The organism is Paenibacillus sp. FSL R7-0297 (assembly GCF_038009025.1).
Classification (GTDB): domain Bacteria; phylum Bacillota; class Bacilli; order Paenibacillales; family Paenibacillaceae; genus Paenibacillus_AQ.
Map to the genome: position 1 here is coordinate 482,848 of NZ_JBBPAQ010000001.1, position 24,381 is coordinate 507,228.

21 protein-coding genes, 1 tRNA gene and 3 riboswitches are annotated in these 24,381 nt (G+C 52.1%); of the genes, 4 read left to right on the top strand and 18 right to left on the bottom strand.

Features of this window, described 5'->3' with window-relative positions; all coding sequences use genetic code 11:
- Positions 1 to 109: 109 nt before the first annotated feature.
- From MKZ24_RS02055 to MKZ24_RS33040, 12 genes are all read right to left on the bottom strand, one after another.
- Positions 110 to 994, bottom strand: coding sequence for a UbiA-like polyprenyltransferase (locus MKZ24_RS02055; protein WP_042232167.1), 885 nt, complete (start codon positions 992 to 994; stop codon positions 110 to 112).
- 18 nt (positions 995 to 1,012) lie between these two features.
- Positions 1,013 to 2,308, bottom strand: coding sequence for an aspartate aminotransferase family protein (locus tag MKZ24_RS02060; RefSeq protein ID WP_042232165.1), 1,296 nt, complete (start codon positions 2,306 to 2,308; stop codon positions 1,013 to 1,015).
- 161 nt (positions 2,309 to 2,469) lie between these two features.
- A complete protein-coding gene (locus MKZ24_RS02065; protein WP_042232163.1) occupies positions 2,470 to 4,395 on the bottom strand; it encodes a peptidase U32 family protein in 1,926 nt (641 codons plus the stop codon).
- 21 nt (positions 4,396 to 4,416) lie between these two features.
- The gene (locus MKZ24_RS02070; RefSeq protein ID WP_171720246.1) at positions 4,417 to 5,208 is read right to left on the bottom strand and encodes an energy-coupling factor transporter transmembrane component T family protein; all 792 of its coding nucleotides are present in this window, start codon (positions 5,206 to 5,208) and stop codon (positions 4,417 to 4,419) included.
- Positions 5,201 to 6,103 (bottom strand): energy-coupling factor transporter ATPase, encoded by a 903-nt coding sequence (locus MKZ24_RS02075; RefSeq protein WP_042232159.1) that lies wholly within the window; start codon positions 6,101 to 6,103, stop codon positions 5,201 to 5,203. Before MKZ24_RS02075 ends, MKZ24_RS02070 begins: the two co-directional genes overlap by 8 nt.
- Complete coding sequence (locus MKZ24_RS02080) at positions 6,079 to 6,945, bottom strand: ATP-binding cassette domain-containing protein (protein WP_052415939.1); 867 nt, start codon at positions 6,943 to 6,945, stop codon at positions 6,079 to 6,081. The genes MKZ24_RS02075 and MKZ24_RS02080 overlap by 25 nt, the downstream gene beginning before the upstream one ends.
- A gap of 19 nt (positions 6,946 to 6,964) precedes the next feature.
- On the bottom strand, positions 6,965 to 7,528 hold the full coding sequence (locus MKZ24_RS02085) for a Gx transporter family protein (RefSeq protein ID WP_039309812.1): 564 nt from the start codon (positions 7,526 to 7,528) through the stop codon (positions 6,965 to 6,967).
- Complete coding sequence (locus MKZ24_RS02090; protein WP_039309813.1) at positions 7,512 to 7,901, bottom strand: NusG domain II-containing protein; 390 nt, start codon at positions 7,899 to 7,901, stop codon at positions 7,512 to 7,514. Before MKZ24_RS02090 ends, MKZ24_RS02085 begins: the two co-directional genes overlap by 17 nt.
- A gap of 207 nt (positions 7,902 to 8,108) precedes the next feature.
- The gene (locus MKZ24_RS02095) at positions 8,109 to 9,644 is read right to left on the bottom strand and encodes an HD domain-containing phosphohydrolase (RefSeq protein WP_042241406.1); all 1,536 of its coding nucleotides are present in this window, start codon (positions 9,642 to 9,644) and stop codon (positions 8,109 to 8,111) included.
- Between the two features lie 494 nt (positions 9,645 to 10,138).
- Complete coding sequence (locus MKZ24_RS02100; RefSeq protein WP_042232157.1) at positions 10,139 to 11,104, bottom strand: alpha/beta hydrolase; 966 nt, start codon at positions 11,102 to 11,104, stop codon at positions 10,139 to 10,141.
- A gap of 243 nt (positions 11,105 to 11,347) precedes the next feature.
- The gene (locus MKZ24_RS02105; RefSeq protein WP_340781150.1) at positions 11,348 to 13,222 is read right to left on the bottom strand and encodes a choice-of-anchor A family protein; all 1,875 of its coding nucleotides are present in this window, start codon (positions 13,220 to 13,222) and stop codon (positions 11,348 to 11,350) included.
- 81 nt (positions 13,223 to 13,303) lie between these two features.
- A riboswitch (cyclic di-GMP riboswitch) is annotated at positions 13,304 to 13,393 on the bottom strand.
- 504 nt (positions 13,394 to 13,897) lie between these two features.
- Positions 13,898 to 14,233 carry an LPXTG cell wall anchor domain-containing protein gene (locus tag MKZ24_RS33040; RefSeq protein ID WP_445324139.1) on the bottom strand — a complete coding sequence of 112 codons (336 nt, stop codon included), beginning with the start codon at positions 14,231 to 14,233 and terminating at the stop codon, positions 13,898 to 13,900.
- Between the two features lie 196 nt (positions 14,234 to 14,429).
- On the opposite strand from MKZ24_RS33040, the gene MKZ24_RS02110 reads away from it, so the two are divergent.
- Positions 14,430 to 14,636 (top strand): hypothetical protein, encoded by a 207-nt coding sequence (locus MKZ24_RS02110; protein ID WP_340781151.1) that lies wholly within the window; start codon positions 14,430 to 14,432, stop codon positions 14,634 to 14,636.
- Positions 14,637 to 14,766: 130 nt separating this feature from the next.
- Here the strand turns inward: MKZ24_RS02110 and MKZ24_RS02115 are convergent, their stop codons facing one another.
- Positions 14,767 to 15,441, bottom strand: a complete 675-nt coding sequence (locus MKZ24_RS02115) for a hypothetical protein (RefSeq protein ID WP_340781152.1) — start codon at positions 15,439 to 15,441, stop codon at positions 14,767 to 14,769.
- A gap of 18 nt (positions 15,442 to 15,459) precedes the next feature.
- Entirely contained in the window at positions 15,460 to 17,118 is a 1,659-nt protein-coding gene (locus MKZ24_RS02120; RefSeq protein WP_340781153.1) for a choice-of-anchor A family protein, read from the bottom strand.
- 81 nt (positions 17,119 to 17,199) lie between these two features.
- Positions 17,200 to 17,292, bottom strand: a riboswitch (cyclic di-GMP riboswitch).
- An 813-nt stretch (positions 17,293 to 18,105) separates the two neighbouring features.
- On the opposite strand from MKZ24_RS02120, the gene MKZ24_RS02125 reads away from it, so the two are divergent.
- Positions 18,106 to 18,483 carry a hypothetical protein gene (locus MKZ24_RS02125; RefSeq protein ID WP_156122905.1) on the top strand — a complete coding sequence of 126 codons (378 nt, stop codon included), beginning with the start codon at positions 18,106 to 18,108 and terminating at the stop codon, positions 18,481 to 18,483.
- A 437-nt stretch (positions 18,484 to 18,920) separates the two neighbouring features.
- Here MKZ24_RS02125 and MKZ24_RS02130 read toward each other — a convergent pair whose 3' ends face one another.
- The 4 genes from MKZ24_RS02130 to MKZ24_RS02145 form a co-directional block, all read right to left on the bottom strand.
- The gene (locus MKZ24_RS02130) at positions 18,921 to 19,343 is read right to left on the bottom strand and encodes an ASCH domain-containing protein (protein WP_042232151.1); all 423 of its coding nucleotides are present in this window, start codon (positions 19,341 to 19,343) and stop codon (positions 18,921 to 18,923) included.
- Positions 19,344 to 19,539: 196 nt separating this feature from the next.
- A tRNA-Thr gene (locus MKZ24_RS02135) sits at positions 19,540 to 19,611 on the bottom strand.
- An 82-nt stretch (positions 19,612 to 19,693) separates the two neighbouring features.
- Positions 19,694 to 20,473, bottom strand: coding sequence for a sugar phosphate isomerase/epimerase family protein (locus MKZ24_RS02140; RefSeq protein WP_042232149.1), 780 nt, complete (start codon positions 20,471 to 20,473; stop codon positions 19,694 to 19,696).
- Between the two features lie 50 nt (positions 20,474 to 20,523).
- Complete coding sequence (locus tag MKZ24_RS02145; RefSeq protein ID WP_042232147.1) at positions 20,524 to 20,832, bottom strand: MTH1187 family thiamine-binding protein; 309 nt, start codon at positions 20,830 to 20,832, stop codon at positions 20,524 to 20,526.
- Between the two features lie 340 nt (positions 20,833 to 21,172).
- Positions 21,173 to 21,403, top strand: a riboswitch (cobalamin riboswitch).
- A 346-nt stretch (positions 21,404 to 21,749) separates the two neighbouring features.
- Between MKZ24_RS02145 and MKZ24_RS02150 the strand changes: the two genes are divergently transcribed.
- Together MKZ24_RS02150 and nrdG are read left to right on the top strand one after the other, a co-directional pair.
- Positions 21,750 to 23,735, top strand: a complete 1,986-nt coding sequence (locus MKZ24_RS02150; protein ID WP_340781159.1) for an anaerobic ribonucleoside triphosphate reductase — start codon at positions 21,750 to 21,752, stop codon at positions 23,733 to 23,735.
- Complete coding sequence (nrdG, locus tag MKZ24_RS02155) at positions 23,732 to 24,259, top strand: anaerobic ribonucleoside-triphosphate reductase activating protein (protein ID WP_042232144.1); 528 nt, start codon at positions 23,732 to 23,734, stop codon at positions 24,257 to 24,259. The genes MKZ24_RS02150 and nrdG overlap by 4 nt, the downstream gene beginning before the upstream one ends.
- Positions 24,260 to 24,381 lie beyond the last annotated feature (122 nt).

Consider the following 24,381-nt stretch of genomic DNA (forward strand, 5'->3'; position numbering starts at 1 on the left):
CCGAAGTTAATAGCGATCGGAGGTCCAAATATTCATCGCAGTGCAGCCTCCCAACCTCTACCGCGCTGCCGGCAGCCAGCCACCAGCCGCCAGCCGCGCCCCACGCATACTAGTTAACGTAAAAATAATCAATCAACGTACATAGCAATATCACCATACTGATCACCTGGTTCAAATTATAAGAAGCCACCTTCATCATCTTACGGTTTGAAGGCTTAATGATCTTGTGCTCTGTCATCAGCAGCAATGTAGCAATCCCGATGCCGACCAGATACATCCAGCCAAGATCACGCCAGAGGTACAGGAACAGCAGCAGCATAATCATAATGAAATGCAGCCCCTTGGAGATCCGCAGCGCGTTCTCCAGTCCGAAGAAGCTCGGAATGGACCATAAGCCATTTTTCCGGTCGAAATCGATGTCCTGGGTCCCGTAGATGATGTCAAAGCCGGCAATCCAGAGCATGACCACTGTTCCGATAACAAATGGAGTGAACGCAATATTGCCCGTTACTGCAAACCAGGCGCCGATAGGCGCTGAAGCAATAACGAAGCCCAGATACAGATGGCTCAGGAAGGTAAAGCGTTTCGTATACGAATAGGTCGAGATCAGCACAATGGCCACCGGGGACAGCAGCAGGCAGAGCAGATTGAGCATCCCGGAAGCGACAATAAACAGTGCATAGTTGATGATGATGAACAGGATAACTTCTTTCTCAGCGAGCAGACGCTGCGGCAGATGCCGGTGTGCGGTACGCGGATTATTGCCATCAAAGGTACGGTCCACCAGGCGGTTGAACGCATTGGCCCCGTTACGCGCGCCGATTAGAGCGATCAGCCCCCACAGCATCATATGGCCGGAAGGCCAGCCTCCCGCCGCCCATACCATCGAGATGATGGCAAAAGGCAGGGAGAATAGCGTATGGGAGAACATAACCAGCTCGCTGAACATTTTCAATTTAAGTGCCGTATGCTTAAAAGCATTAATGATAACCATAATGTTGTGCCTCTTTCTTCAATGAATCGCTTGCTTGACCAGGGACAGCACTTCATCCAAGGCAGCAAGCATAGCATCAATATTCTCTGCAGTGACAACCAGGGGCGGCTGGAAGGCGAGAACATTGCGGCCTATGCCGTTTTTGCCGATCAGATAGCCGCGGTCCTTCATTTCTTCGAGCACATTGTCCGTCCGCTCAGCAGCGTCTTCAGCTTCAGAGCCGGCAAGCTCGGCACCCAGCATGAATCCGGTTCCCCGCACATCGGTAATCAGCGCAGGATAGCGCTCCTGAAGCCGGAGCAAGCCCTTCTTCAAACGTCCACCCAGCTCAGCCGCACGCTCCGGCAGCCGCTCACCCTGGATATAATCCAGCACAGCAAGCGCCGTGGCCGCAGATACAGGGTTGCCCCCGAACGTCGAGGCCGAAGGCTTGTTCAGTGAAGCCGCAATCTCATCTGTAGTCGAAAATGCGGCGACAGGCACTCCGTTGCCCAGTGCCTTAGCCATGCTGATAATGTCCGGAACTACGCCGAAGTGCTCCATGGCAAACATAGCTCCTGTACGGCCATAGCCGGTCTGAATCTCATCGTCGATCAGCAAGATACCATACTGCTCCAGCAGCGCCTTCACCTCACGGAAATAAGACAGGGCAGGCATAATCATGCCGCCATTTCCCTGAATCGGTTCGACGATCATGGCGGCGATGGTATCGCCTTTCTCCGTGAGAACACGCTTCAGGCTCTGAATCGACCGCGCAGCGGCCTCTTTCAGCGTCATCTCCGGATGATACGGCCGCTCAATGAACGTCACATCTTCATCCAGGTAAGCGTCTGTCCGCCACATTTGCAGGCCGGTCACGCTCATTGTAAGATTGGTCCGGCCATGCAGGCCGGCTTCCAGGGCAATGAAGCCTTTGCGTCCGGTATGCATCCGGGCCAGAAGCAGCGCCCCTTCATTCGCTTCCGAGCCGCTGTTAACGAAGAAGGTCCGGCGCAGAGCGCCCGGCAGCAGACCCTCCAGACGCTCGGCCAAGTCTACATTCGGCTGAGTCAGATAGACGGTCGAGGTATGCTGCAGCTGCTGCAGCTGTGCTATTGTGCGGGAGGTAATCGCCGGATTGCAGTGGCCGCAGGCGACAACTGACACCCCGGCGAAGAAATCCGTATATTCTTTGCCGTTCTCATCATACACGTACTGCATGCTTCCGCGTACCAGTTGCGGTGCATCCCGGTAAAAATGTGCGGTGCACGGGTAGAAGTATTGCTTTCTTTTGGCGGCTACCGCATTTCTTCCAATGATGTTGCTCTGTTCCATGAAGGTTCCCTCACTTTCAGCTGCTGATGATCCAAGATGATGTCCATGATGTGGATAAGAAAATATGATTCAGGCTTACTATATTGTGAAAAAAATTACTTATGAATGCGCCGCTACCGTTATTATACTCGCCATTGTGTTATTTTAAAATTGAATTATTATTAATTAAATTGCAGTGAGCCTAGTGTGTAGCCCGCATATACTGGCTTCAGTCCGCCCAGCAGATCATCGCCCAGCTTTGCTCCATTCATCGCAGCCTGGTAAGCAGCAATAATCGTGCGGAGTTCATCCGTGCTGTAAGTAGCCCCTTCGATCCGGAAGCTCGCAATTCCAAGTCCGTTCATCTCATCCAGCATCGGCAGATAACACAGCTCTTTGGCGAACAGCAGGTGGCAGCGGCCATATTGGTCGCGGTAGACCGGGTTCTCACCCTTATCGGTTTTGAGCACCAGCACAGCATTGCTGACAAACTGGTTGTCTTCCTCACCAATCGGCTCCATCACTTCTGTATTCTCGAACAGATCATGCTCCATATACATCAGCGCCGGCGTTCCGTGAACCACAACCTCCAGCGGCAAATCGCTGCGGGAGACGAAGGAGGCAAAGTGCTCCAATGTCATTTCCGGTGAAACTGTAAGCTTCGTAAGGCCGAGTCCGGTATACAGTCCGGCAGACAGGTGGTTGTAAACATTCAGGTTGGCATCGCCAATCATCGGGTATCCGGTCCCGCGATAGCGGCGGATCGCTCCGAGGTTCGTAATCATCAAGCCGTCAATCGGCAGCTTCTCCCCGTTCAGCAAGTGGTCATATTGATCAAAATGCAGCTCCGTCATCATCCGCGGCATTCCGAGGTACAGCTTGGTCCGGCCTTTGATGGCTCCAAGCTCCTTAATATCCTGCTTCGTGAACGGACGGTCCGGCTCAAACACATCACCCGGTATATATAAGCTCTCTACACCCATCTCCAGCACGAGACGTGCCTGTTCCATATTGTTCACCCGCACAGCCAGCTCCGGCTTCGTCTGCCTACTGCGTTTGTCTTCGGCCAGCCGTTCGCGCAGCTGCATTACCCGCGCTTCGGACAGCTCACGTTCTGCAGTCGGTGTACTGAACACTTTGCCAGTGCTGTAGAACTTGCCTGTACCTTCATAACGGCGGTTGATATTCGCAAGTCCCGGTTTGCCAAAAGCATAGGCGGTCGAGAAGTCACGTTTGCGGTTCTTATACAGCTCTTTGGAATCCACCGTACGGTCAAAGCCCAGCGGATCATCGATATAGCGGTCAATTGCATCACCGTAGCTGTTCGCCAGGTTCACCATAAATTCCTGGTCGCGCATGCGGCCTTCAATTTTGAAGGAAGTAATGCCGGACTCAATCAGCTCCGGAAGATGCTCATACATGAACATATCCTTCACGGCCAGCGGGTATTCCGCAGGGAAGACATAGCCGTCACGTTTGATCCGGTAATCCCAGCGGCAAGGCTTCATGCATTTGCCCCGGTTGCTGCTCATCCCGAACACCTGGGAACTGAAATAGCAGTTCGCTCCATGCACGGAACACATATCGCCATGGATGAAATATTCCAGCTCTACACCGCTTCTGCTTCCCAGCAGCTTCGCTGTCTGCAGATCCATCTCACGGGAGGTAACGACCCGGCTGACGCCTAGCTCTTTCAGTGCGTGAATCATCTCCAGATTATGCACATTCATCATGACCGAAGCGTGAACCGGAACGGTAAGCTCCATCTCACGGATCAGCTCCAGCACAGCCATATCCTGAACGATCAGCGCATCCGGACGGGCTCCGTCAAGAAACCGCAGGTACTCTCGGGCTTCTTCCACATCTTCTTCGCTGAACAGATTGTTTACAGTGACGTATACTTTTTTATCCAGCTTGTGGGCGATCGACACCGCTTCAATTATTTCCTCGTGACTTAAGTTGTAGCCCTTGCGCATCATTCTCATATTCAGCACCGGACCGCCGAAGTACACGGCATCACACTTCGATACAATCACAGCCTTGAAGATCTCAAACGTTCCGGCAGGTGCCAATAATTCAATCTCTTTACCATTAAAATAACGTGCCATTCTTGTTTCCTCCTAAACTTCCTACAATAATGCTACTGCAATTCCCAAGACAACGAACATAGCAACAAACAGCGTATCAGCAGCGCCCCACCTGAGGCGGTGATACCGGCTGCGCGGCGCATCCATACGGAAGCCCCGGGCTTCCATGGAATACACCAGGTCCTGGGCACGCCGGAAAGCACTGGCGATGACCGGAACCAGAAGGGAGACGAGCATCCGCGCCTTCTCTTTCAAAGGGAGCTCCTTCAGATCCGCACCGCGCGAGGCCTGCGCCTTCAGAATAATCTGCGCTTCATCCAGGATCGTCGGGATAAAACGCAGCGCGATGCTGATCATCAGCGTAATCCGGTCCGGTGACAGACCGAGCTTCTTAAACGGAGCAAGCACACCTTCAAGGCCCTGGTTCAGCTTGCCGGGCGTTGTCGTAAAGGTCAGCAGTGCCGTGAAGGTCAGCAGGAAGAGCATGCGGATGACCGAGAATGCCCCCAGCCGCAGGCCTCCCTCATGCAGCGAGAAGGAGCCGAGCGACCACAGGACATCCCCTTCCTTCACGGACAGGGACTGCACAATGAAGATGAATAACATCAGATAACGCAAAGGCTTCGCAGCCTTAATGAAATATTTAAGCGGGATGCGGGTGGTTGCCATAACAATGATGGAGAACACAGCTATGAGCCCGATCTCCATCCACGAATTGGACAGCAGGATAATCACTACGTAGAGCAGCATGCCCGTAATTTTGGACCGGGCATCCAGCTTATGCACCCATGAGCCCGTATCAATGCTGCGTCCCAGCAGAAGGCGTTCATTCATGGCCATTCCCCTTTTCCACCATACCGCCGGTGTTCTTGTGCTCTTCGAGCAGGGCGGCGATCCGTTCCGCGAGGGCCTCTGCCGTAAGGAGCGGCTTCTCACCGGCCAGGCCGAAGCGTTCGGCGACGGCTTGCCAGTACCGGAGCGACTGCGGAACCGTCAGTCCGCAGCGCTCCAGGATCGCCGGATCAGCGGCCAGCTCCTGGCCGCTGCCCTGGAAGGCGAGCCCGCCGTCCTTGAGCAGGGCCCAGCTGTCGGCATAAGGCAGCAGCTCATCCATCCGGTGCGTCACGATGATGATCGTCCGGCCCTGCTCGCGGCACAGCCGCTCCAGCAGCGCGATCAGCTCAGCGCGGCTTACCGGGTCCAGCGTCGCTGTCGGCTCATCCAGCACGACAATGTCCGGGTCCATCGCCAGCACCGAGGCGATGGCGGCTTTGCGCATCTGTCCGCCGCTCAGGCGGAACGGATTGCGCTCCAGCAGGGCAAGGTCCAGGCCCATGTCCGTCATCGCTTTGCGTGCCCGCTCCTTGGCCTCCTCCAGACTCACGCCGAAGTTGAGCGGCCCGAAGCAGAGGTCCTTCTCCACCGTATCTTCGAACATCTGCTGCTCCGGGAATTGAAAGACCAGTCCGACCCGCCGGCGCAGCGGAAGCAGCTTCGGCGACTTCTCTCCTGCAGTGATGGTCACATCAAGCACCTGCACCGTACCATTTGTCGGTTTCAGAATCCCGTTGAACAGCTGGAGCAGTGTAGACTTACCGGAGCCCGTTGCCCCGGCAATCCCGGTCAGTGACCCCTGGGCAATATTCAGATTAATCCCATGCAGCGCCGTCTGCTTCCACATACTGCGGTCAGCATACGTGTAGCTTACTTGCTGAAGTTGTATGACCATAGTGTGTCTATAAGCTCCTTTTCGCTGGCGGGTACATCCACCTTAATCCCCCGGCTCTGCAGCTCACGGGCAAGACGCCAAGGGTAGGGTTCCCGCAAATGGCATTTCTCCAGCAGGTCTTCATTGCGGAACAGCTCCGCAGGCGGCACATCCGCCGCTATGCTTCCGCCATGCAGCGCAAGCACTCGGTCCGAAGCCAGGATCTCATCCGGATCATGTGTAATCAGCAGTATCGTGTACGCCCCTTCTGCCTGCATGTCCCGCAGAATGCCCATAAGCTCATCACGGCTGCCTTCATCCAACATAGAAGAGGCCTCGTCGAGGATGACGATGCCTGGCTTCATGGCGAGAATCGAAGCAAGCGCGACACGCTGCTTCTGTCCGCCCGACAGCTCTCCGGGATGCTTGGACAGCAGATGATCAATGCTCAGCTTCTCGGTATAGAGATCAAGCCGCTGCTTCATCTCTTCGTAGGGCAGACACAGGCCTTCCAGGCCGAAGAGGATATCTTCCTCTACCGTCTGTCCGATGAACTGGTTATCCGGATTCTGGAACACCATCCCGATGCATCGCCGGATGTCTCCAATCGTCTCTTCCTGCAGCGTATGTCCGCAGACAGTAATCTCCCCGGCACTCTTGGGCAGCAGTGCATTCAGAAGCTTGACGAGCGTAGATTTCCCGCAGCCGTTGGGTCCTACAATGCTTACCCATTGGCCCTGCGGGATAGACACGTTTATGTCATGGAGAATCGGATGCTCCGGATCATATCCGAACGAGACTCCCGCAAGCGTAATAACGGCCGGTTCCTCACCGGCCTCTGTATCTTTGTACGATTGATTCATGTTAGTCATCCTTCCGCAGCTAGTGGCCCGGTCCGTTCAGGAACTCTTCAAACAAGGATATTTTGGATAGCGAGTCTACGACATACCGCACGGCGAAGCCGACAGCAATCCCCGTCACAATCCCGGTAATCAGCAGAATCGGCAAGTAGTAGAAAATACTCGTTGAATTGAATACAAACGAGGCCGCAAGCAACTGGCCTGTATTATGAGCCAGGCCCCCTGCAATACTGATTCCGATGACACTGAACCTCTTGCCCCCCAGCTTGACCAGCGCGAACATGACCACAAAACTGAACAACGAGCCGAACAGGCTGAAGAGCAGACTGGACAGTGTGCCAAGCAGAAATGCAGTCAGCAGCGTCTTCAGAATGACGAGCACGAACACATCTCGTCCACGCAAAAAGTAAATACAGGTCAAAATCATAATATTGGCGAACCCCAGCTTGGCTCCGGGCATCAGCCCCATTCCCGCAAGCGGAATCTGAGCCTCGACAATACTCAGCACTACGGCAACGGCCGCGAAAATCGCAATAATGACCGTCCGTTTCAGCGCTGTAGCCGATTCACTACTGGACATAGGCATCTACTTCATCCTCCCCCGACCCGCTTGCAATTTCAACTAATACCCGGTGCGGAAGGCATACTATGGTCTGCTTGGGCAGCGTGATAAATCCAAAGCCGAGACATACCTGATCGGGACAATCCGCATCGTACATCTCAATCCCGTAATCATGCACCTTCAAAATGTTATAGCCCCGATCTGTGCGAATATCAATGGTTTGCTCTTCTTTGGTAAGCGTTACTGTTTTGAACAGCTTGCCGTCTACCGTTATATTGGCCGTAAGTTCCTTGCCCGGCCCACCTTTATCAGCATCATTTGAAAGCCATCTCGGCACAAGAAAAGCGAGCGCAGCAATCAAAACGATAGAAATCAGCAGCACATCTGCGCGTTTCATAGAAATCTCCCTTATTTTTTAATTAAAATCCAGACTTAATAATTATAACGGTCCGCCCGCAATCCTTCAATGAATGTAGTCGTTAATTGTCGCATTTCAATGGCAGTTCACAAAATAGGCACGCAAAGCAGAAGCGGAACCCTCCATAAACTGGATGGCATCCGCTTCTGCAAGAAATATAAGGATAACCGGAAGAACGCTGCATCCTTATCCTGTTTTGACGGTATAGCCTGTTTGAAGAGGTTCCGGCTTCCGCCCAAAGTAAGACAGAAACAAGCCGGCGAATTCCGGGTCCCATTGAGTACCCCTTCCCTGCTCTAGAATAGCCAGCGCCCGGTCGTGATCCATCCCTTTACGGTAAGGGCGGTTAGAAGTCATAGCATCATAGGCATCCGCCACAGCGATAATCCGGCCATGTAAAGGAATATTCGTACCGGCAAGTCCATCCGGATATCCTTTACCGTCATAACGTTCATGATGGGAACGGACGCCGCCCAGATAGGGTACCATCTTTTCGACCGGTTCAATCTGCCGCAGAATATTCTCTCCAAGCACAGGATGGCTCTTAATCTGGTCGAACTCCTCATCGGTCAGGGCTTCTTCCTTAAACAGGATGCTGTCTCTCACCCCAATCTTACCAATATCATGCAGCAAGGCCGTCTTACGCAGATCGTCCAACTGCTGCCCGGTTAGTCCAGCCAGCTGGCCGATAATCACAGAATATTCCGCGACACGCAGGGAATGCCCTGCTGTGTAAGGATCACGGGCATCCAGCGCCACTGCGAGTGTAGTGAAGTAGCTGTCGAGCAACTGCCGGTTCTGTTGCTCCCGGGCCTGCAGTCCCCGGACCATCATGTTAAATCCTGCTACAAGCTTGGAGAATTCATCAGAGTACTCATCCTGCATCTGCACCAGGTAGCCGTCCTTCACCTGATTCATCGCCTGATACAACTCATTAATAGGATGCTGCACACTGTTGGTCAGCAGCCATGCTGCAATGGAGGAGAAGAGGGTGCCGATCAGCAGCACCATACTTGCCCAAGCCCAGTAACTTTGAAGCCCCACCACAACTACAGGACCCTCCTGACCATTCAGGCGAATATGGGTAGCCATGATGAACAGGAACAGCGGAAAGGTGCCGATCAGCATGCAGCTCACCAGAAATTTGGGACGGATAGGTACGAATACATGACCTTCCAGAGAAAAGTCGACACCGTACTGCTCCAGCGCCCGGTTCCTGAATTCTTTGATCAGCGGAATAATGGCCGTACAGGTCAGAAAAAATTCAATCAGCGCATGCATACACGACACAAGAACAGCGCCGCACATAGCCAGAATCAGATAAAAATACGGGATAGTGATCCAGCCGTTGTAGATCATCCAGAAGGTCATCAGGACAGCCGGGAGGGACAAGCCCAGAAGGTGAGGCCCCATAATCCGCTGAACCGCGCGCTTCGGCAATTGATGTGTATGCAGATACGCCTCTTCCAGCATAGACAAATTAAGGTTCTCTTCATACAGCGCAGTGCGTATCGGTCTGATCTGATTGATAAAAACACCGATCTCCAGGACTACCATAATCACGAATGACAGGGCCAGCACAAGCAAGAGCCTGAAGTATTCAATGCTGCTAATCTTCAGCGAGGAGAGCAGAATCAAACTCCCTACCGCCAGCACCGCTACTGCTGAGCCGAATATGTAATTCCGGATCTGATTCCCCAAAAATCTTCTGTATAATCCCATCTGTCCCATCATCCGTCCCGGCCTCAGCCCAATATCGGCTTGCATTTCTATATATCACATGTTATAGTAATATAATATTTGTTTTCGTGTATGATTATCCCCATCAAGAAGATGTCAGGCCGATAAATTACTTGTCTTTATTATCGGCAGTTTGGACACAAAATCTTACGTTTTCTTGCAGTACTTTTCCTTTTTATGAGATTAAATTCGAACATAGCATTCCGATTCGCACTGGCGCGGCCACGGAGCCGCAAGGACAAAAGAGAGGTAGGGCTTTTGTCGTATTGGAAGGATTTCTCTCGCCACACGGCTGCTGGAAATAACAAGGAACAACGACACCCGTTTCGCTCACAAACGGCGGGGGATTCATATACCGATAAGACATGGCTGTGCTGCTTCCCTGACGCAGGGAAAGGCCCCATGTGTGGAACATAATAAGCGCCCGATACCCGCTATTTGCGGATATCGGGCGCGTCTACGTTCCGGGGACTTTTTTAGACCCAATCAGCCGCTGCCGGGCTGTGTACATAACGTTCCACGAAATCGCCTACCGTGCGGATATACTCCCTTTTATCCGTATCATAGGCAAGACCATGCCCCGCTCCATGCACCACCAACTTCTCCTTAGGACTCTTGCAGGCACCATACAGCTCATCCATCATCGCAAAAGGCACAAACTTATCCGCATCTCCATGGATAAACAGAATCGGCACCCGGGCTTTACGCACCTGTTCCAGCGCTGACGCTTCACCGAAATAATAGCCTGCCTTCATCCGCGTTACCAGGCTGGCAATCTGCACAAAGGGGAAGCCCGGCAGATGATACATCCGCCACAGCTGGTAAGTCAGTTGCGCTTTGACTGAGGTGTAGCCGCAATCAGCGACAACGGCTTTGACCTGCGGAGGAAGCTGTTCACCGGCGGTCATTAGCACTGTCGATCCGCCCATAGATACGCCATGCAGCACAATTTGCGCCTCTGGCCCGGTCTCCTGCAGAATAAATCCGATCCACTGCTGATAATCACGGCGCTCCGGCCAACCGAAGCCAATGTAGTCCCCTTCGCTTTTCCCGTGACCTCTGGCGTCGGGCAGCAGTACATTATATCCCAGGTTGTCATAATAGTTTTTGGCGGTTGCCCCCATATCCTTAGCCTTGCCGGAATAACCGTGGGCAATAATTACGGTACGGCCCGCAGCACGCTCTGAAGCCAGATAGTAGCCTCGCAGCTTCAGTCCATCATCCGAGACCAGCTCCACTTCCCGAAAGTTCTGCCGTGCTACCCATTCCGCCCCTTCCCCCCACGAAGCCCCGGCTACCGGCGGGTCCACCTTCAGATCCGGCGTCTTGCCCAGGAATTCTTTGGGTGCCCGCTTAATAGCCACTCCATAAAAGTACAATCCGGCATAAGCCAAAATCCCCGCGACAACAACCAGCACCACTAGCAGGTATATACTCCACATAACGTTCACCCTTTCAGTAATAACCATTTCTTTGAGGAAATGTGTATTCTTGCTTATGAATAATTTGAGCCTAGTATAGCATGGTATCCGTCCAACTAAAAACACCGCCGTCAGTCCGGCGCTGCCTGCTTCGCCCAAGTGGTAAGCTGCGATTAGAATGCGCCCCCGTATACAAAAAGGCTGCTTCCCGGAGAATCTCTCTCCGGCAGCAGCCCTCATCCAAACACAGTGGCTTAACAATAATTATTTGCGCTTGTTCACTCTGGCGGTTCTTCTAAGAAGCAGGCCCAGACCGGCAAGAGCAACACCCGCAATATAGTACGGCGCAGGACTTGATTCACCCGTCTGCGGCAGGGTTTGCTCTGCAGTCACACTGCCCAGAGGAATCTCGTCATCCGTAATGATTTCTTCAGGTGCCGGTCCTGCTACCGGTGAAGGTGCAGGTGCAGGAACCTCCACAACTGGCTGTGGCGCTGTTGTTGTCAGCATCGTCACAACCGGTGATGCTGCCGGCCCGAGAGGAACCGGGTCATCATTAATAGTAGTGTCGGTATCAGTCACAATAGTCCCAATCACTGTCGGAGCGGTTGATGTCGGAAATACGAAGCTTGGGACAAAAACACTCGTGCTGGTTGCTGTTGGTACCGCGGTCGGCGTTGCTGTCGGTGTTGCTGTTGGCGCTATTGTCGGCGTTGCTGTCGGTGTTGCCGTTGGCGCTGCTGTCGGTGTTGCCGTTGGCGCTGTTGTCGGCGTTGCTGTCGGTGTTGCCGTTGGCGCTGTTGTCGGCGTTGCTGTCGGTGTTGCCGTTGGCGCTGTTGTCGGTGTTGCAGTCGGCGTTGCCGTTGGCGCTGTTGTCGGTGTTGCAGTCGGCGTTGCCGTTGGCGCTGTTGTCGGTGTTGCAGTCGGTGTTGCCGTTGGCGCTGTTGTCGGCGTTGCCGTCGGTGTTGCCGTTGGCGCTGTTGTCGGCGTTGCCGTTGGCGTAGGCGTCGCTGCCGGTGTTGCCGTTGGCGTCGGCGTCACTGCCGGTGTTGCCGTTGGCGTCGGCGTCACTGCCGGTGTTGCTGTTGGCGTCGGCGTCACTGCCGGTGTTGCTGTTGGCGTCGGCGTCACTGCCGGTGTTGCCGTTGGCGTCGGCGTCACTGCAGGTGTTGCTGTTGGCGTCGGCGTCACTGCCGGTGTTGCTGTTGGCGTCGGCGTCACTGAAGGCGTCGAAGTCGGTGTCGGCGGATCTTGGCCTTTATACGGAATATGGTGGGATTCTCCCGATCCTGAGAGCGAAGCTCCGATCAGGTTCCCGTTGATTTGACCATTATTAAATTGAATAGAGGCATATGGAGCCAGCACAGATCCCAAAACTCCGATACCTTCGATTTGAAGACTGGTCGCTTGACTGAAGTTATATAACACTTTACTGTTCATAGCGTTATCCTTATTTCCGTTACCATTAATTCCCGTCCCCATATTCTTCATAGTTACTGAAGTGCCGGAGATATTTACTATAGCTGTTGAGCCATCTGGAATCTTAATTCTCAACTCATTTGCACTAGACAGCTTGCTGCCCTCTACAGTAAATATGTTAACATCCGAATTTGTACCTTCCAAAAAGAAATTACCGGAGTTGGCAGTGGTAACCCCATTAACAGGCTGAGAAGCAAGCTGCTGAGATTTCTCACGAAGTAAACTAAACTCGGCTGAAAAATCTACAACATTTATTTTTTGTTGTAAGCTTCCTGTCCCCCCGCGCGGGCCGCCGCTGCCGCTATAACTCCCCCCGTAGACTACATCACCCACGGTTTCTCCCTGGGAATAATACAGATTACCACCAGCGATGAGAGAGTATCCTTCCTTCGTTTCTTCACTAGTAAGACTATGTCCCACAGAGTAATTAACATTTAAATCCACGTTTCCGCCAGCAGCTAATCTGCCTTCAATATCACTATGCTTAACATCAACATCTCCCAAGATGAACACATTATACTTGGATGCATTGCCCGGCAAAGAGTTGCCCTCGGCTTTAACTGAGGTGCTCCCCAGTGAAATAATTCGGCCGCTTCCCACAATCAGAACTGCTATAAGTCCGAACACCGTAAGACGTTTGAATTTTTTTAATTGGAACATACAAGCTCACCTCACAGTTAATATAGATATAGGCCACATTTATATAACAAAAAAAGACCGCCGGAAAGAGGTTGCTCTCTTTACGGCAGTCGGACGATCGTTGCGCTCCATCGCGCTTTAGACTCCTGGACTTTGCGTCCCGTCCTTTCGAACGGTTTGCGTTTATACGTCAGTGAAAGATTAGGTTGTGAAATTATGTACTAAATCAAACTTTTATACTAATGTCTATGATATTCATTACTTTGGAACTAATTTTAGTTTATCCGCTATCAAGGCTGATTGTCAATGAAATCCTTTGAAACATCTGGTAATAGATTATATCTACCGATTCACTCCAAAGCACTGTTACAAAAGGTTTTTTTAATTGAAAACATAGCTTTCCCAGCTGAATCCTGATCCTCTCATCGCTCTCGATGGCACCGATAAGGATATTTTCAAACTATGTATAAAGAACTAATTTTAATTTTGAAATTTTAATATATACTCAAGGTCCCATGATCGTAAAGACGCAACTCTTTCTCCTTAGCACATTTGATTTTACGAGGAAATATAATATCAAATGTATATCCCATATAAAAAAGGCTGCTTTGTGGAGAACGTCTTCTCCCAAAGCAGCCTTTTCCCGATTTAGCGGTGATATCGCCAGCCTGTCGGAAAGGATCTTACGAATTGCATTTATTTACGTTTATCTGTTCTGGATCTTCTGCCGAGGAATATTCCCAATCCTGCAAGGGCTAGACCGACCAAGTAATAGGGAGCCGGACTGGACTCACCAGTCTTCGGGAGCGATGCATCCGCAGGTACATTGCCTAACGGAATCTCTTCATCAATGATTGTCACAATTGGCGTTGGACTTGGTGTTGCGCTTGGGCTTGGCGTTAGGGTTGGACTTGGTGTCACCACTAACGGCCGAGGTGTTACTGTTGTCACAGGGCCCAAAGGCAGCGGATCATCAATGATTATTGTATCTGGATTTACAATATAGCCGATTATTGGAGTCGGCGTTGGCACTACATTAATAAAGACGGGCGGTGCAGACGATGGTACTGGTGCAGGTGGTAATGTCGGTGTTGGTGTTGGTGTTGGTGTTGGTGTCGGCGTCGTTGGCGTTGGTGTTGGTGCTGCCGTTGGTGTCGGTGTTGGCTTGGTGTTGGTGTTGGTTCGGTGGTGTCGGCGTTGGCCCGTTGGCGTTGGTGTCGGTTGGGCGTTGGTGTTGGTGTTGGTGTTGGTGTTGGTGTTGGTGTTGGTGTCGGTGTTGGCTTGCTATGTTGGCGTGGTTCTACTGTCGGTGTTGGTGCCGCCGTTGGCGTTGGTGTTGGTGCTGCCGTTGGTGTCGGTGTTGGCTCTGCCGTTGGCGTCGGTGTCGGTGCTGCTGTTGGCGTTGGTGTCGGTGCTGCTGTTGGCGTTGGTGTAGGTTGGTGCCGCTGTTGGCGTTGGTGTTGGTGCTGCCGTTGGCGTTGGCGTGTCGGTGCTTGGCGTTGGTTGGTGTTGGTGCGGTGCTGTTGGCGTTGGTGTCGGTGCTGCTGTTGGTGTTGGCGTTGGTTCTACTGTCGGTGTTGGTGCCGCCGTTGGCGTTGGTGTTGGTGCTTGCTGTTGGCGTTGGCGTCGTTGGTGCTGCCGTTGGCGTTGGTGTTGGTGCTGCTGTGTTGGGCGTTGGTGTCGGTTGGCGTTGGTGTCGGTGCGCTGTTGGCGTTGGTGTCGGTGCCGCCGTTGGCGTTGGTGTCGGTGCCGCCGTTGGCGTTGGTGTTGGCGTTGGTCGGTGTTGGTGCTGCTGTTGGCGTGGTGTCGGTGCTGCTGTTGGCGTTGGTGTCGGTGCTGCCGTTGGCGTTGGTGTCGGTGCTGCTGTTGATGTTGGCGTTGGTTCTACTGTCGGTGTTGGTGCCGCCGTTGGCGTTGGTGTTGGTGCTGCCGTTGGTGTCGGTGTTGGCTCTGCCGTTGGCGTCGGTGTCGGTGCTGCTGTTGGCGTTGGTGTCGGTGCTGCTGTTGGCGTTGGTGGTGCGCCGTTGGCGTTGGTGCACGCTGTTGGCGTTGGTGTCGGTGCCGTTGTTGGCGTTGGTGTCGGTGTTGGCGTTGTGTTGGCTTGGCGTTGGTGTCGGTGCTGCTGTTGGTGTACGTTGGTGCCGGCGTTGGTTGATGTTGGTGCCTGTTGGCGTTGGCGTTGGTTGCCGTTGGCGTTGGTGTTGGTGCTGCTGTCGGCGTTGGCGTTGGTGTCGGTGCACCGTTGGTGTCGGTTGGCGTCACGGTGTCGGGTGTTGGCGGTGCACCGTTGGCGTTGTCTGGTTGGTGTCGGCGTTGGCGTCACTGTTGGTGGTGTCGGTTTCTGTTGGTTTCACGGTGTCGGTGTCGGCTTCACTGTCGGTGTCGGCGTTCACTGTCGGTGTTGGCTTCACTGTCGGCGTTGGTTTCACCGTTGGTGTCGGTTTCACTGTCGGCGTTGGCGTCACCGTTGGTGTCGGTTTCACTGTCGGCGTTGGCGTCACCGTTGGTGTCGGTTTCACTGTCGGTGTCGGCTTCACTGTCGGTGTCGGCTTCACTGTCGGCGTTGGTTTCACTGTCGGTGTTGGCGACGGAGTACACTTAGGTGTCGGCGTCGGCTTCACTGTCGGTGTTGGTTTCACTGTTGGTGTCGGTTTCACTGTCGGTGTTGGTTTCACTGTCGGCGTTGGCGTCACTGTTGGTGTCGGCTTCACTGTCGGTGTCGGCTTCACTGTCGGTGTCGGCTTCACTGTCGGCGTTGGTTTCACTGTCGGTGTTGGCGACGGAGTACACTTAGGTGTCGGCGTCGGTTTCACTGTCGGTGTTGGTTTCACTGTCGGCGTTGGCATCACTGTTGGTGTCGGTTTCACTGTCGGCGTTGGCGTCACTGTTGGTGTCGGTTTTACCGTCGGTGTCGGTTTCACTGTTGGTGTGGGAGTTGGCTTCACCGTCGGCGTTGCAGTCGGTTTCACTGTTGGTGTAGGGCTTGGTGTTACGGTTGGTGTTGGCGATGGGCTGGGGGTTGGTGTTGCGGTCGGCGTCGGACTTGGCGGCGGTCCATCTCCCTGGTATGTTCCTAGGTGCATTTCTACTCCGCCGGCAAAAGACTTGGCAATTAGCGTTCCGTATAGCTCTGCACCGGAATAATTGACATCCGCCTTAGGCGCCAGTATCGTCCCCAAAAAGGTGGTATACGCAATATTCACCTTGGTCGCTTCGTAGAAGTTGAACAACACTTGACCTGCTTTGCCGTTATTCATTGCGAAACTTGGTACATTGACCGTAGCTCCACTTATGTTAATAATTAACGTGGCATTCTGGGCAATGTTGAATTGAATATTGTTTGTATTCGCCAGCGTTGCCGCATCCAGGTGAACTACGTTGAAAAGATCCGGCGCACTTATTGTAAGTGTTCCATAATTATTATTGCCAATTTCTTTCGTAGCGGACAATGCCCCGTATGCTGCAGAACGCGAGATCAGATACTGCTTCTCAGCCGGGAAATCAATCGGGCTTCCCTGCTTCTTCGCGCCTATAATATTCACAATAGGCTCATTGGCTTCAATGGTGTCCCCATACACAACGTTTCCGTAGATTTCTCCGCTACCCGAATGTTTAAACTTCTTACCGGCAACGAGTACGTCTGTGGCTGAAGAATTCCTGTAGGCCCTGGCTACCCCGTAACCTCCAGAGAGAGTAATATTCCCTCCCGCTGCAAGACGGCCTTCAATTTGATCATTGTCTTGCGTGAAATCGTCAAAGATAAAAGCATTAAAATTCCCGGCAATCCCCAAGACCGGCGTTGGATTGTAAGGTACACCAGCTGTTGCCCTTACCTCCGTCCCCCAAGTGAAGGCGCTACTTACGGTCAGTACGCCCGCCAGAATACAGGCGGCCGCTTTTCGCAATTTTTTTCTCAATAATCTACACCTCCTATTCAACTATTCTATGAAATCGTCGCAAAACTATAACAAAAAAAGACCGCCACGAAGGGTTAGCTTCACGGCGGCCGGACGACCATAGCCCGGACTTAAGGGGCATCAGATTCCTGACTTTGCGTCCCGCTCTTTCGAAACGGTTTGCGTTTGTACATGATTGATATGAAATTGGAAAAGCTTATGTAATACCCAACAGAAATCTGTGACATTTGTTACTTTAGAACTAACTTTAGTTTAGATGCCACTTGGCATATTGTCAATATATTTCCAATTAATTTCACAGCTATTTTTGTGATGAAAAAAATAAAAAACGCTTTATTCATAAGGCTTTATACAATTTATAAACATACCTTCCTGACGAAAAAGGTCGATAATCCCACTAATTCGCCGCAGTACTTTTTCCTTTTCACAGAGTTATTATCCTTAAATTTCAAATATCAAAATTTAGTATTTTAGTCCTACTTTTTCTCCCCGCCCCCCCCATCTTCGCTTAAACAAACCTCACATGGTGAACCTGAAGAAACGGGTGCCATCCTCCTTAAGGACACCACCCGTTTCCGGACATACAAGAGAGCTCTTATATAGTAAAAGCCTTATGAGATTCATCTGTTTTCACAGCAGTCTTTAATCGACATATCTAGGGAGTTTGTGTAGAGGGCTGGAAATCTGCACACGCAGAAATCCATTTTTAGAGCAGCTGAATCCAGCCAATCATTGATACCCAAAGCGGAACGCTAAGGAATAACCCAAACAATAAACCGCGGCGGAGATTTCCTTCATGACTCATTGCCATTCTCCTTTTAATCAGATTTATTTACAACTTTATTATTTCAATTTTAATATAAAATAATTTTCCCGATTTTATTGTGAATTATGTCACATTAACAGCCCTCTTTTTTTAAATACCATTGATTTTTTTTGAACTTCGGGTTAAATTACGAATATACGTTCTCGTTGGAGGAGATGAGATTGATGCACAGAGCAGAGAGCCAGGACAATATGCTGGTGAAATCGTATATCTTGCTGCCGCTCATTTTATCCGCCTTTGAACGCGATGCTTCCATCCTATCCGCAGAGCTGCGCACACCCGATCCTTACCTTGAGGTTCTCCGGACAGCGGCGGGTGCAGCCATAGCCGACCTGCGGGATGTCCGCACCGAGATGAGAGCCCGTGGTCTGAAGGTCTATGCACAGCAGCAGCTGGAAGTTGGCATTGAAGCCAAATTTGTCTGCAGGGGTTATCATGAACGGATGCTGCTGCTGGATGATGTCATTACCGCCCAGTCTACTATCCGCATGCGCAGATATTTGGGTCTTGGCACTCCGGACTCAACCGCCTTGAGATGAACAGCAACTCTGGCTATGTTAATTCTCGGCGTTACTTCCCCCATAAAAAAGAGGCCCGCCATGATTGGCAAGACCTCAGGGTACCCTATTACATCCCTTACCTGAAAATAAGCTGATACCCAGATAAAGATTACATTAAAATCGTCCAATACCCAAGCGTACCGCAGATAACCACAGCCGCTACGGGATACAGGATCTTCCGGCTTACCTGATCCTTAAACACAATAAACAAACAAAGCATACAAAGCCATGCGATAAGAAGGCTGCCCATCTCTTATGCATACGCTCCTTCCCGGCATTTCTGCCCTGGCTCCTGCAGCATACCACCGCAGAGTCCGCTTTCCATATATATAAGAAGATTACCCGCTGAATATCCCTATGATACCCGCTGACAGCTGATAAGCATGAAATTTTTATTTATTTGGCCACAAATGGATTCACCACTCCTGCTCAAGAACGGGATATTCCCAGAAACCTAAGCGCCCTTTGGCAGGTATAGGATGAGCCAGCGCAACGACTTCCTCCAGCTTCCAGGCATACCGGCCTTCTGCATAATCGCCGAACACATATTCATTCCCGCCCGGCCAGTTCTGCTGTGCTTGCTGAGGCGTAACCCCGCAGCAACCAGCCAGCCGGCTGGTCGCAAGGATTACCCCGGAGGGCAGATTATCCGCCGTGTAGCCGTGCCGGGCAAGCACCGATTGATACGGCTCTGTCCTGCATATGGCCTTATCTACCTGCATACCGGCATGGATGGCTAATTCTCCCCGGTAAGCCGTCGGCCAGGAACGGGTCTCGATCTGTTTTTCACCCAGCTCAATTAAGGTTGCCCAAGGCTGGCGAATCGTCAGACACTTCATACAAGTGCCTCCTCTCATAAACAAAATAGGCTCTAGGAATAACATATAAATCGTTTAATAAGATTGATTTCATTTTAGTCCTGCATTCTGTATTAAGCATAAGCAAGCATCGGGCCGGTAGACGATCGGATGAATAAATAAAAAAACGCGACCCCCAAAACCCCGGAAAGCCGCGCCACTATTGAGTTCTTACGGATGCTGGTGAAGGGAATTGAACCCCCGGCCTACGCATTACGAGTGCGTTGCTCTACCCCTGAGCTACACCAGCTTAAAAGGATTGCCCCTGCCAAACAAAAAATATTATAACTCTTTCAGCAGAAAACGCAACCCTTTTTGACTATTACCTCTTCCTATCCCTGCATAAGCCCCAACCCGCGGAAATATTCCAGCGCCTGCTTAGCACTCTCCAGCGACGACACGGCATAAGCCTCTTGCTCTACTATATAATACAGAATTCCGCTTTCCTCTGCCTTGTCGAAGACGCTAGCGAAATCAACCTGCCCTTTCCCGAGGTCAGTCTCTTCATTATTTGCCCCGAAATCCTTAATGTGGACCAGCGGAACACGCCCGGCATAACGCGAGACATAGTCAATCGGCCGGGCCCCGCCCCTGTATACCCACCCCAGATCAAACTCGGCAAACATATGCTCAGCAGGAATCTGCCCCAGCCATATATCGATGACTGCTTTGCCGTCTACCTCCGCAAATTCATAATCATGGTTGTGATACCCGTACTGCAGGCCTGCTGCACGGACCATCGCGGAGGCCTTCTCCAAGAAGGGAATCACCGCCGTCACATCTTCCATCGAGGGGTTCTGCGGAAGCGGTGCCGAAGGGGTGATCATATATTGTAGTCCAAGTTCCTTCGCATATTCAATTTCTTTGGCTAACGCCCGTTCCATGTTATCCAGACTGCTGAAATCCAGGCCCACATGCGCCGAAGGCGCAGCAAGACCCAACCGGTCCAATGTACGGCGCAGTTCTCCTGCAGACACGCCGAAATAACCGGCGAATTCTACCGCCTGGTATCCCATCTCCGCCACTTTGCCCAGTGTACCCAGGAAATCGCGCTCTGTCTGGTCACGCAGTGTGTACATTTGAATTCCGATTTGCTGTGAGGCCTTTGCCATGAAAGATCCGCTCCTTATAGGTTGAATCTGATTACAACTACAGGTACTCCTTACTCTCCTTGCAGCTTACGTTCCACGGATTCCAGCTTGCTGCGGCTCGTAGAAGACTTGTCACGACGGTCATCAATTTTAAGCGAGGTAGATACTCTCTGTGCTCCTGAAGTAAAAGGCGACTCATGCAGCGCTTCTACTGCAGACAGAATCCGTGCAACCGGTCCTTCAATAATAGTCCCCATCGAAGTAAGCTCATAGGTAATCCCCTCCACGGTCTGCAGCACACGCTGCATATCGGCCACATAGCTGCTGAGACTGGTACTGCCAGTGCCAATCGGAATAACGGTCACTTCACCAATCGCCATTATGAAATCCCTCCTGCAAGTTTGATGAGTCTCCTCTTTCCTTACTCCTTAATTGTAACCCTTCAGCGCCCCTCCCACAAATAACCACAGACCCCCCTCTCTATTACTATCTCCCCCGTAAAATTACCAGGATTAGACGCACTCTATTTATGGAGTCTTTGTGGCATCTTTTGGGACAATTTATGACTCATTTAAGGCCATATCCACAGGAAAGTTGTGGATTACCTGTGGACTAACTGTGGATCATCTGTGAGTAAACCTGCGGAACCCGCTCCCCGCGCGGGATTGTAAAAAAACATTTACAAACACAATATATTGAGTTACGTTTATTAAACAACAACAAAATATAGTAGAAACAGGTGTTTCACTCTCTCAATCGAGAGGAGACTTAATAGGGAAACGCGGTGCAAAACCGCTGCGGTCCCGCCACTGTAACCGGATGTTCCAGCCGCCAGATGCCGCTGGAGCAGCATCCACCGGCAACAAGCCACTAAGGGGCTGCGAGGCCCCTCGGGAAGGCGCCGGAGGGCATACCGGAAGCCAGGAGACCTGCCTGTTTCTGTGGCACCATTCAGACTCCTGCGAGGAACAGGCGAGGTGCCCGCATGCGGCCTGCACGAGCAGAGTTAGCCTTTCCGTTAATCGGGCCAGAGGCTGCCGATACCTGAGGACGATAGAGTATCGTTCTCAGGTATCGGCTTCTGCGGAATGTACAAGAACGGGTTATACATAAGCATAGACAACAAGCCCTATACCCCTTTACGTATATTTCACAAAGACCACCGGCAAATTTCCGCTTCCGGATATTTGCATTACGCATTCGGGCATTTCCCGCCTTCCCGGCTGGAGATGTCTTTTTACTGATGTCTTGGAGCACATGCTTCACGCTTATGATACCGAGAGGAGAGAGCTATACAATGACGCTGCTGGAGAAACGATATAACGAAGGACAAGCTGTACAGGAGGTTCTTTTGGAAGAAGTTATTCATTTGGGACGGGATATTATCGACAGCCGGGATTTGGATCTGCTGCGCGAGAATGCCAACTTGAACGGGGAGAGCTTCTCCGGCAAGATGAGCAAATTCGGTAGTGAATATTCCAAGTGGTACGCACGCAATTTCACGATGCCGCCACAGCTCGTGCAGGCTATTGAAGATAATGTTGTATATGTACACGACCTGGATCAATATGCCATCGGAACAACCAACTGCATCTTCATCCCGTTTGAACGTCTGCTCCGCGAAGGCTTCAATACCGGCAACGGAAGCGTCCGCCCTCCGAATTCGATTATGACGGCTATGTCGCTGGTGGCGATTATTTTCCAGTCCCAGCAAAATGCCCAGTACGGCGGCGTATCCGCCAACAAGCTGGATTACGATCTCGCGCCTTATGTCACTAAATCCTTCGCCAAGCTGTTCCGCAAAGGAATGGAATATTTCGAGGAAGGTACCGCCGGAGAAGCGCTCGGCGAGGTTACTATGACCCGCAGCGATCTGGAAGAGAAGTATCCGCGTGCCTTCCGTTTCGCCCTGAAAGAGACAGAAATTGAAACGCTTCAAGCCGCGGAGAGTATGGTACATAACCTGAATACCATGTCCAGCCGCTCCGGCGGCCAGATTCCTTTTACCAGCATCAACTACGGAACCTGCACCTCTCCGGAAGGCCAGCTGGTGATCAGCTCCCTGTTAACTGCTACGATGAACGGGCTTGGCAGCGGAGAAACACCGGTGTTCCCGATTCAGATCTTCAAATGCAAACAGGGTGTCAACCAGCAGCCTGGTGATCCTAACTATGAGCTGTTCGTGAAAGCAGCAGAGTGCTCTGCACGCCGACTGTATCCGAACTTCGCCAATCTGGATGCTCCGCTGAATATGCAGTACTACGATCCAGCCGATCCGGATACTGAATTTGCCACCATGGGCTGCCGGACACGTGTTCTGGGTGACCGCTTCGGACGCAACCACTGCTCCGGCAAGGGCAATCTTTCATTCAACACGCTTAACCTCGTACGTTTGGGACTAGCCTACGGCACAGTAACCGGCCGTCGCCTTGCCGCTGACGAGGAAGGCTTCTTCGAAGATCTTAATCATTATATGGACGTTGCGCTGGACGGCCTGCTGCACCGGTTCCGCATTCAGGCTTCCCAGAAAGCCAAAGCCTCCGATTTCATGATGCGTGAAGGCGTCTGGGAAGGCGGCGAACAGCTTGCACCGGAAGACAGCGTAGGTGAACTGCTGAAGCACGGTAGCCTGTCCCTTGGGTTCATCGGTATGGCCGAGTGCATGAAGGCTATGTACGGCAAACACCATGGCGAAGATATGGAAGTCCACGCCAAGGCAGTGGCTATTGTCCGCCACATGCGCGAATACTGCGACCGCAAGAGCGAGCAGCTGAATCTGAACATTACTCTATTCGCCACGCCTGCCGAAGGTCTCTCCGGCAAATTCACCAAGATAGACCGCAAGGTTCTCGGTTCCATCCCGGGTGTAACGGACCGGGAATACTATACGAATTCATTCCACATTCCGGTCTATTACGACCTGAGCGCAGCCAAGAAGATTAGCCTGGAAGCTCCTTTCCATGAATATTGCAACGCCGGAGCGATCTCTTATGTAGAGCTGAACGGCAATGCCCGCAGCAACCCTGCAGCATTCGTCAAAATCATCAAATACGCGCTGGAGCAGGACATCAGCTATTTCAGCATCAACCACCCGATTGACCGCTGCTCCGGCTGCGGCCACGAAGGTGTGATCGGCACGAACTGCCCGTCCTGCGGCGCTCATGAAGATACAACACATATCCGCCGGCTGCGCCGGGTAACCGGATATCTGACCGGCGACTATCAGACCCGCTTCAATGCCGCCAAGCAAGCCGAAGTACGGGACCGCGTTAAGCATCTATGAACATCTGCGGATATTATCCGGAGTCGATCAATGAAGGCGAGGGATTGCGGGCGGTTCTCTTCTTCAGCGGATGCCGCCACCGCTGCCCCGGATGCTTCAACCCGAAGACCTGGAACTTCAATTACGGAGAGGTCTTTACTCCGGAGCGCAGGCGCGAGATTATCACCGAGATAGCAGATAATCCGCTGTTGGACGGCTTGACTCTGGCAGGCGGGGACCCTTTTTTCTCGGCAGAGGGTGCGGCGGACTTCATCCATGAGCTCCGCGCCGAGCTGCCGGGTTTCCCGGTCTGGATCTATACCGGTTATACGTACGAGGAGCTGACAGCTTCCCCCGGCTCGCCGGAATGGAATCTGCTGGCCCTGTGCCAGGTGGTTATTGACGGACGGTTTGTAGAGGAACTCAAAGACACTACTCTCCCTTACCGGGGAAGCAGCAACCAGCGGATTATAGATATCCCGGCAAGTCTTGCCGGAGATACGGTTATACTTTGGGAGCCTGCGCTAAGCTTTCAAAGGGGATAAGCTCCCCCAGGACAAATACCTTAGTATATTTAAAAAGGGTACTAAACTACCGCATTCCGGTGGTTTAGTACCCTTTTATATTTCTAAGCAGATTATATACTTGACGCTGCCCTGACAATGAC

Excerpts from the sequence above, each read along its gene's own strand:
- MKZ24_RS02080 (WP_052415939.1), bottom strand. The coding sequence starts at position 6,945 with ATGAATCAATCGTACAAAGATACAGAGGCCGGTGAGGAACCGGCCGTT.
- MKZ24_RS02145 (WP_042232147.1), bottom strand. The coding sequence starts at position 20,832 with ATGGCGATTGGTGAAGTGACCGTTATTCCGATTGGCACTGGCAGTACC.
- MKZ24_RS02095 (WP_042241406.1), bottom strand. The coding sequence starts at position 9,644 with ATGGGATTATACAGAAGATTTTTGGGGAATCAGATCCGGAATTACATA.
- MKZ24_RS02150 (WP_340781159.1), top strand. The coding sequence starts at position 21,750 with ATGACGCTGCTGGAGAAACGATATAACGAAGGACAAGCTGTACAGGAG.
- nrdG (WP_042232144.1), top strand. The coding sequence starts at position 23,732 with ATGAACATCTGCGGATATTATCCGGAGTCGATCAATGAAGGCGAGGGA.
- MKZ24_RS02065 (WP_042232163.1), bottom strand. The coding sequence starts at position 4,395 with ATGGCACGTTATTTTAATGGTAAAGAGATTGAATTATTGGCACCTGCC.
- MKZ24_RS02060 (WP_042232165.1), bottom strand. The coding sequence starts at position 2,308 with ATGGAACAGAGCAACATCATTGGAAGAAATGCGGTAGCCGCCAAAAGA.
- MKZ24_RS02130 (WP_042232151.1), bottom strand. The coding sequence starts at position 19,343 with ATGAAGTGTCTGACGATTCGCCAGCCTTGGGCAACCTTAATTGAGCTG.
- MKZ24_RS02140 (WP_042232149.1), bottom strand. The coding sequence starts at position 20,473 with ATGGCAAAGGCCTCACAGCAAATCGGAATTCAAATGTACACACTGCGT.
- MKZ24_RS02055 (WP_042232167.1), bottom strand. The coding sequence starts at position 994 with ATGGTTATCATTAATGCTTTTAAGCATACGGCACTTAAATTGAAAATG.
- MKZ24_RS02085 (WP_039309812.1), bottom strand. The coding sequence starts at position 7,528 with ATGCCTATGTCCAGTAGTGAATCGGCTACAGCGCTGAAACGGACGGTC.
- MKZ24_RS02075 (WP_042232159.1), bottom strand. The coding sequence starts at position 6,103 with ATGGTCATACAACTTCAGCAAGTAAGCTACACGTATGCTGACCGCAGT.
- MKZ24_RS02105 (WP_340781150.1), bottom strand. The coding sequence starts at position 13,222 with ATGTTCCAATTAAAAAAATTCAAACGTCTTACGGTGTTCGGACTTATA.
- MKZ24_RS02100 (WP_042232157.1), bottom strand. The coding sequence starts at position 11,104 with ATGTGGAGTATATACCTGCTAGTGGTGCTGGTTGTTGTCGCGGGGATT.
- MKZ24_RS02090 (WP_039309813.1), bottom strand. The coding sequence starts at position 7,901 with ATGAAACGCGCAGATGTGCTGCTGATTTCTATCGTTTTGATTGCTGCG.
- MKZ24_RS02070 (WP_171720246.1), bottom strand. The coding sequence starts at position 5,208 with ATGAATGAACGCCTTCTGCTGGGACGCAGCATTGATACGGGCTCATGG.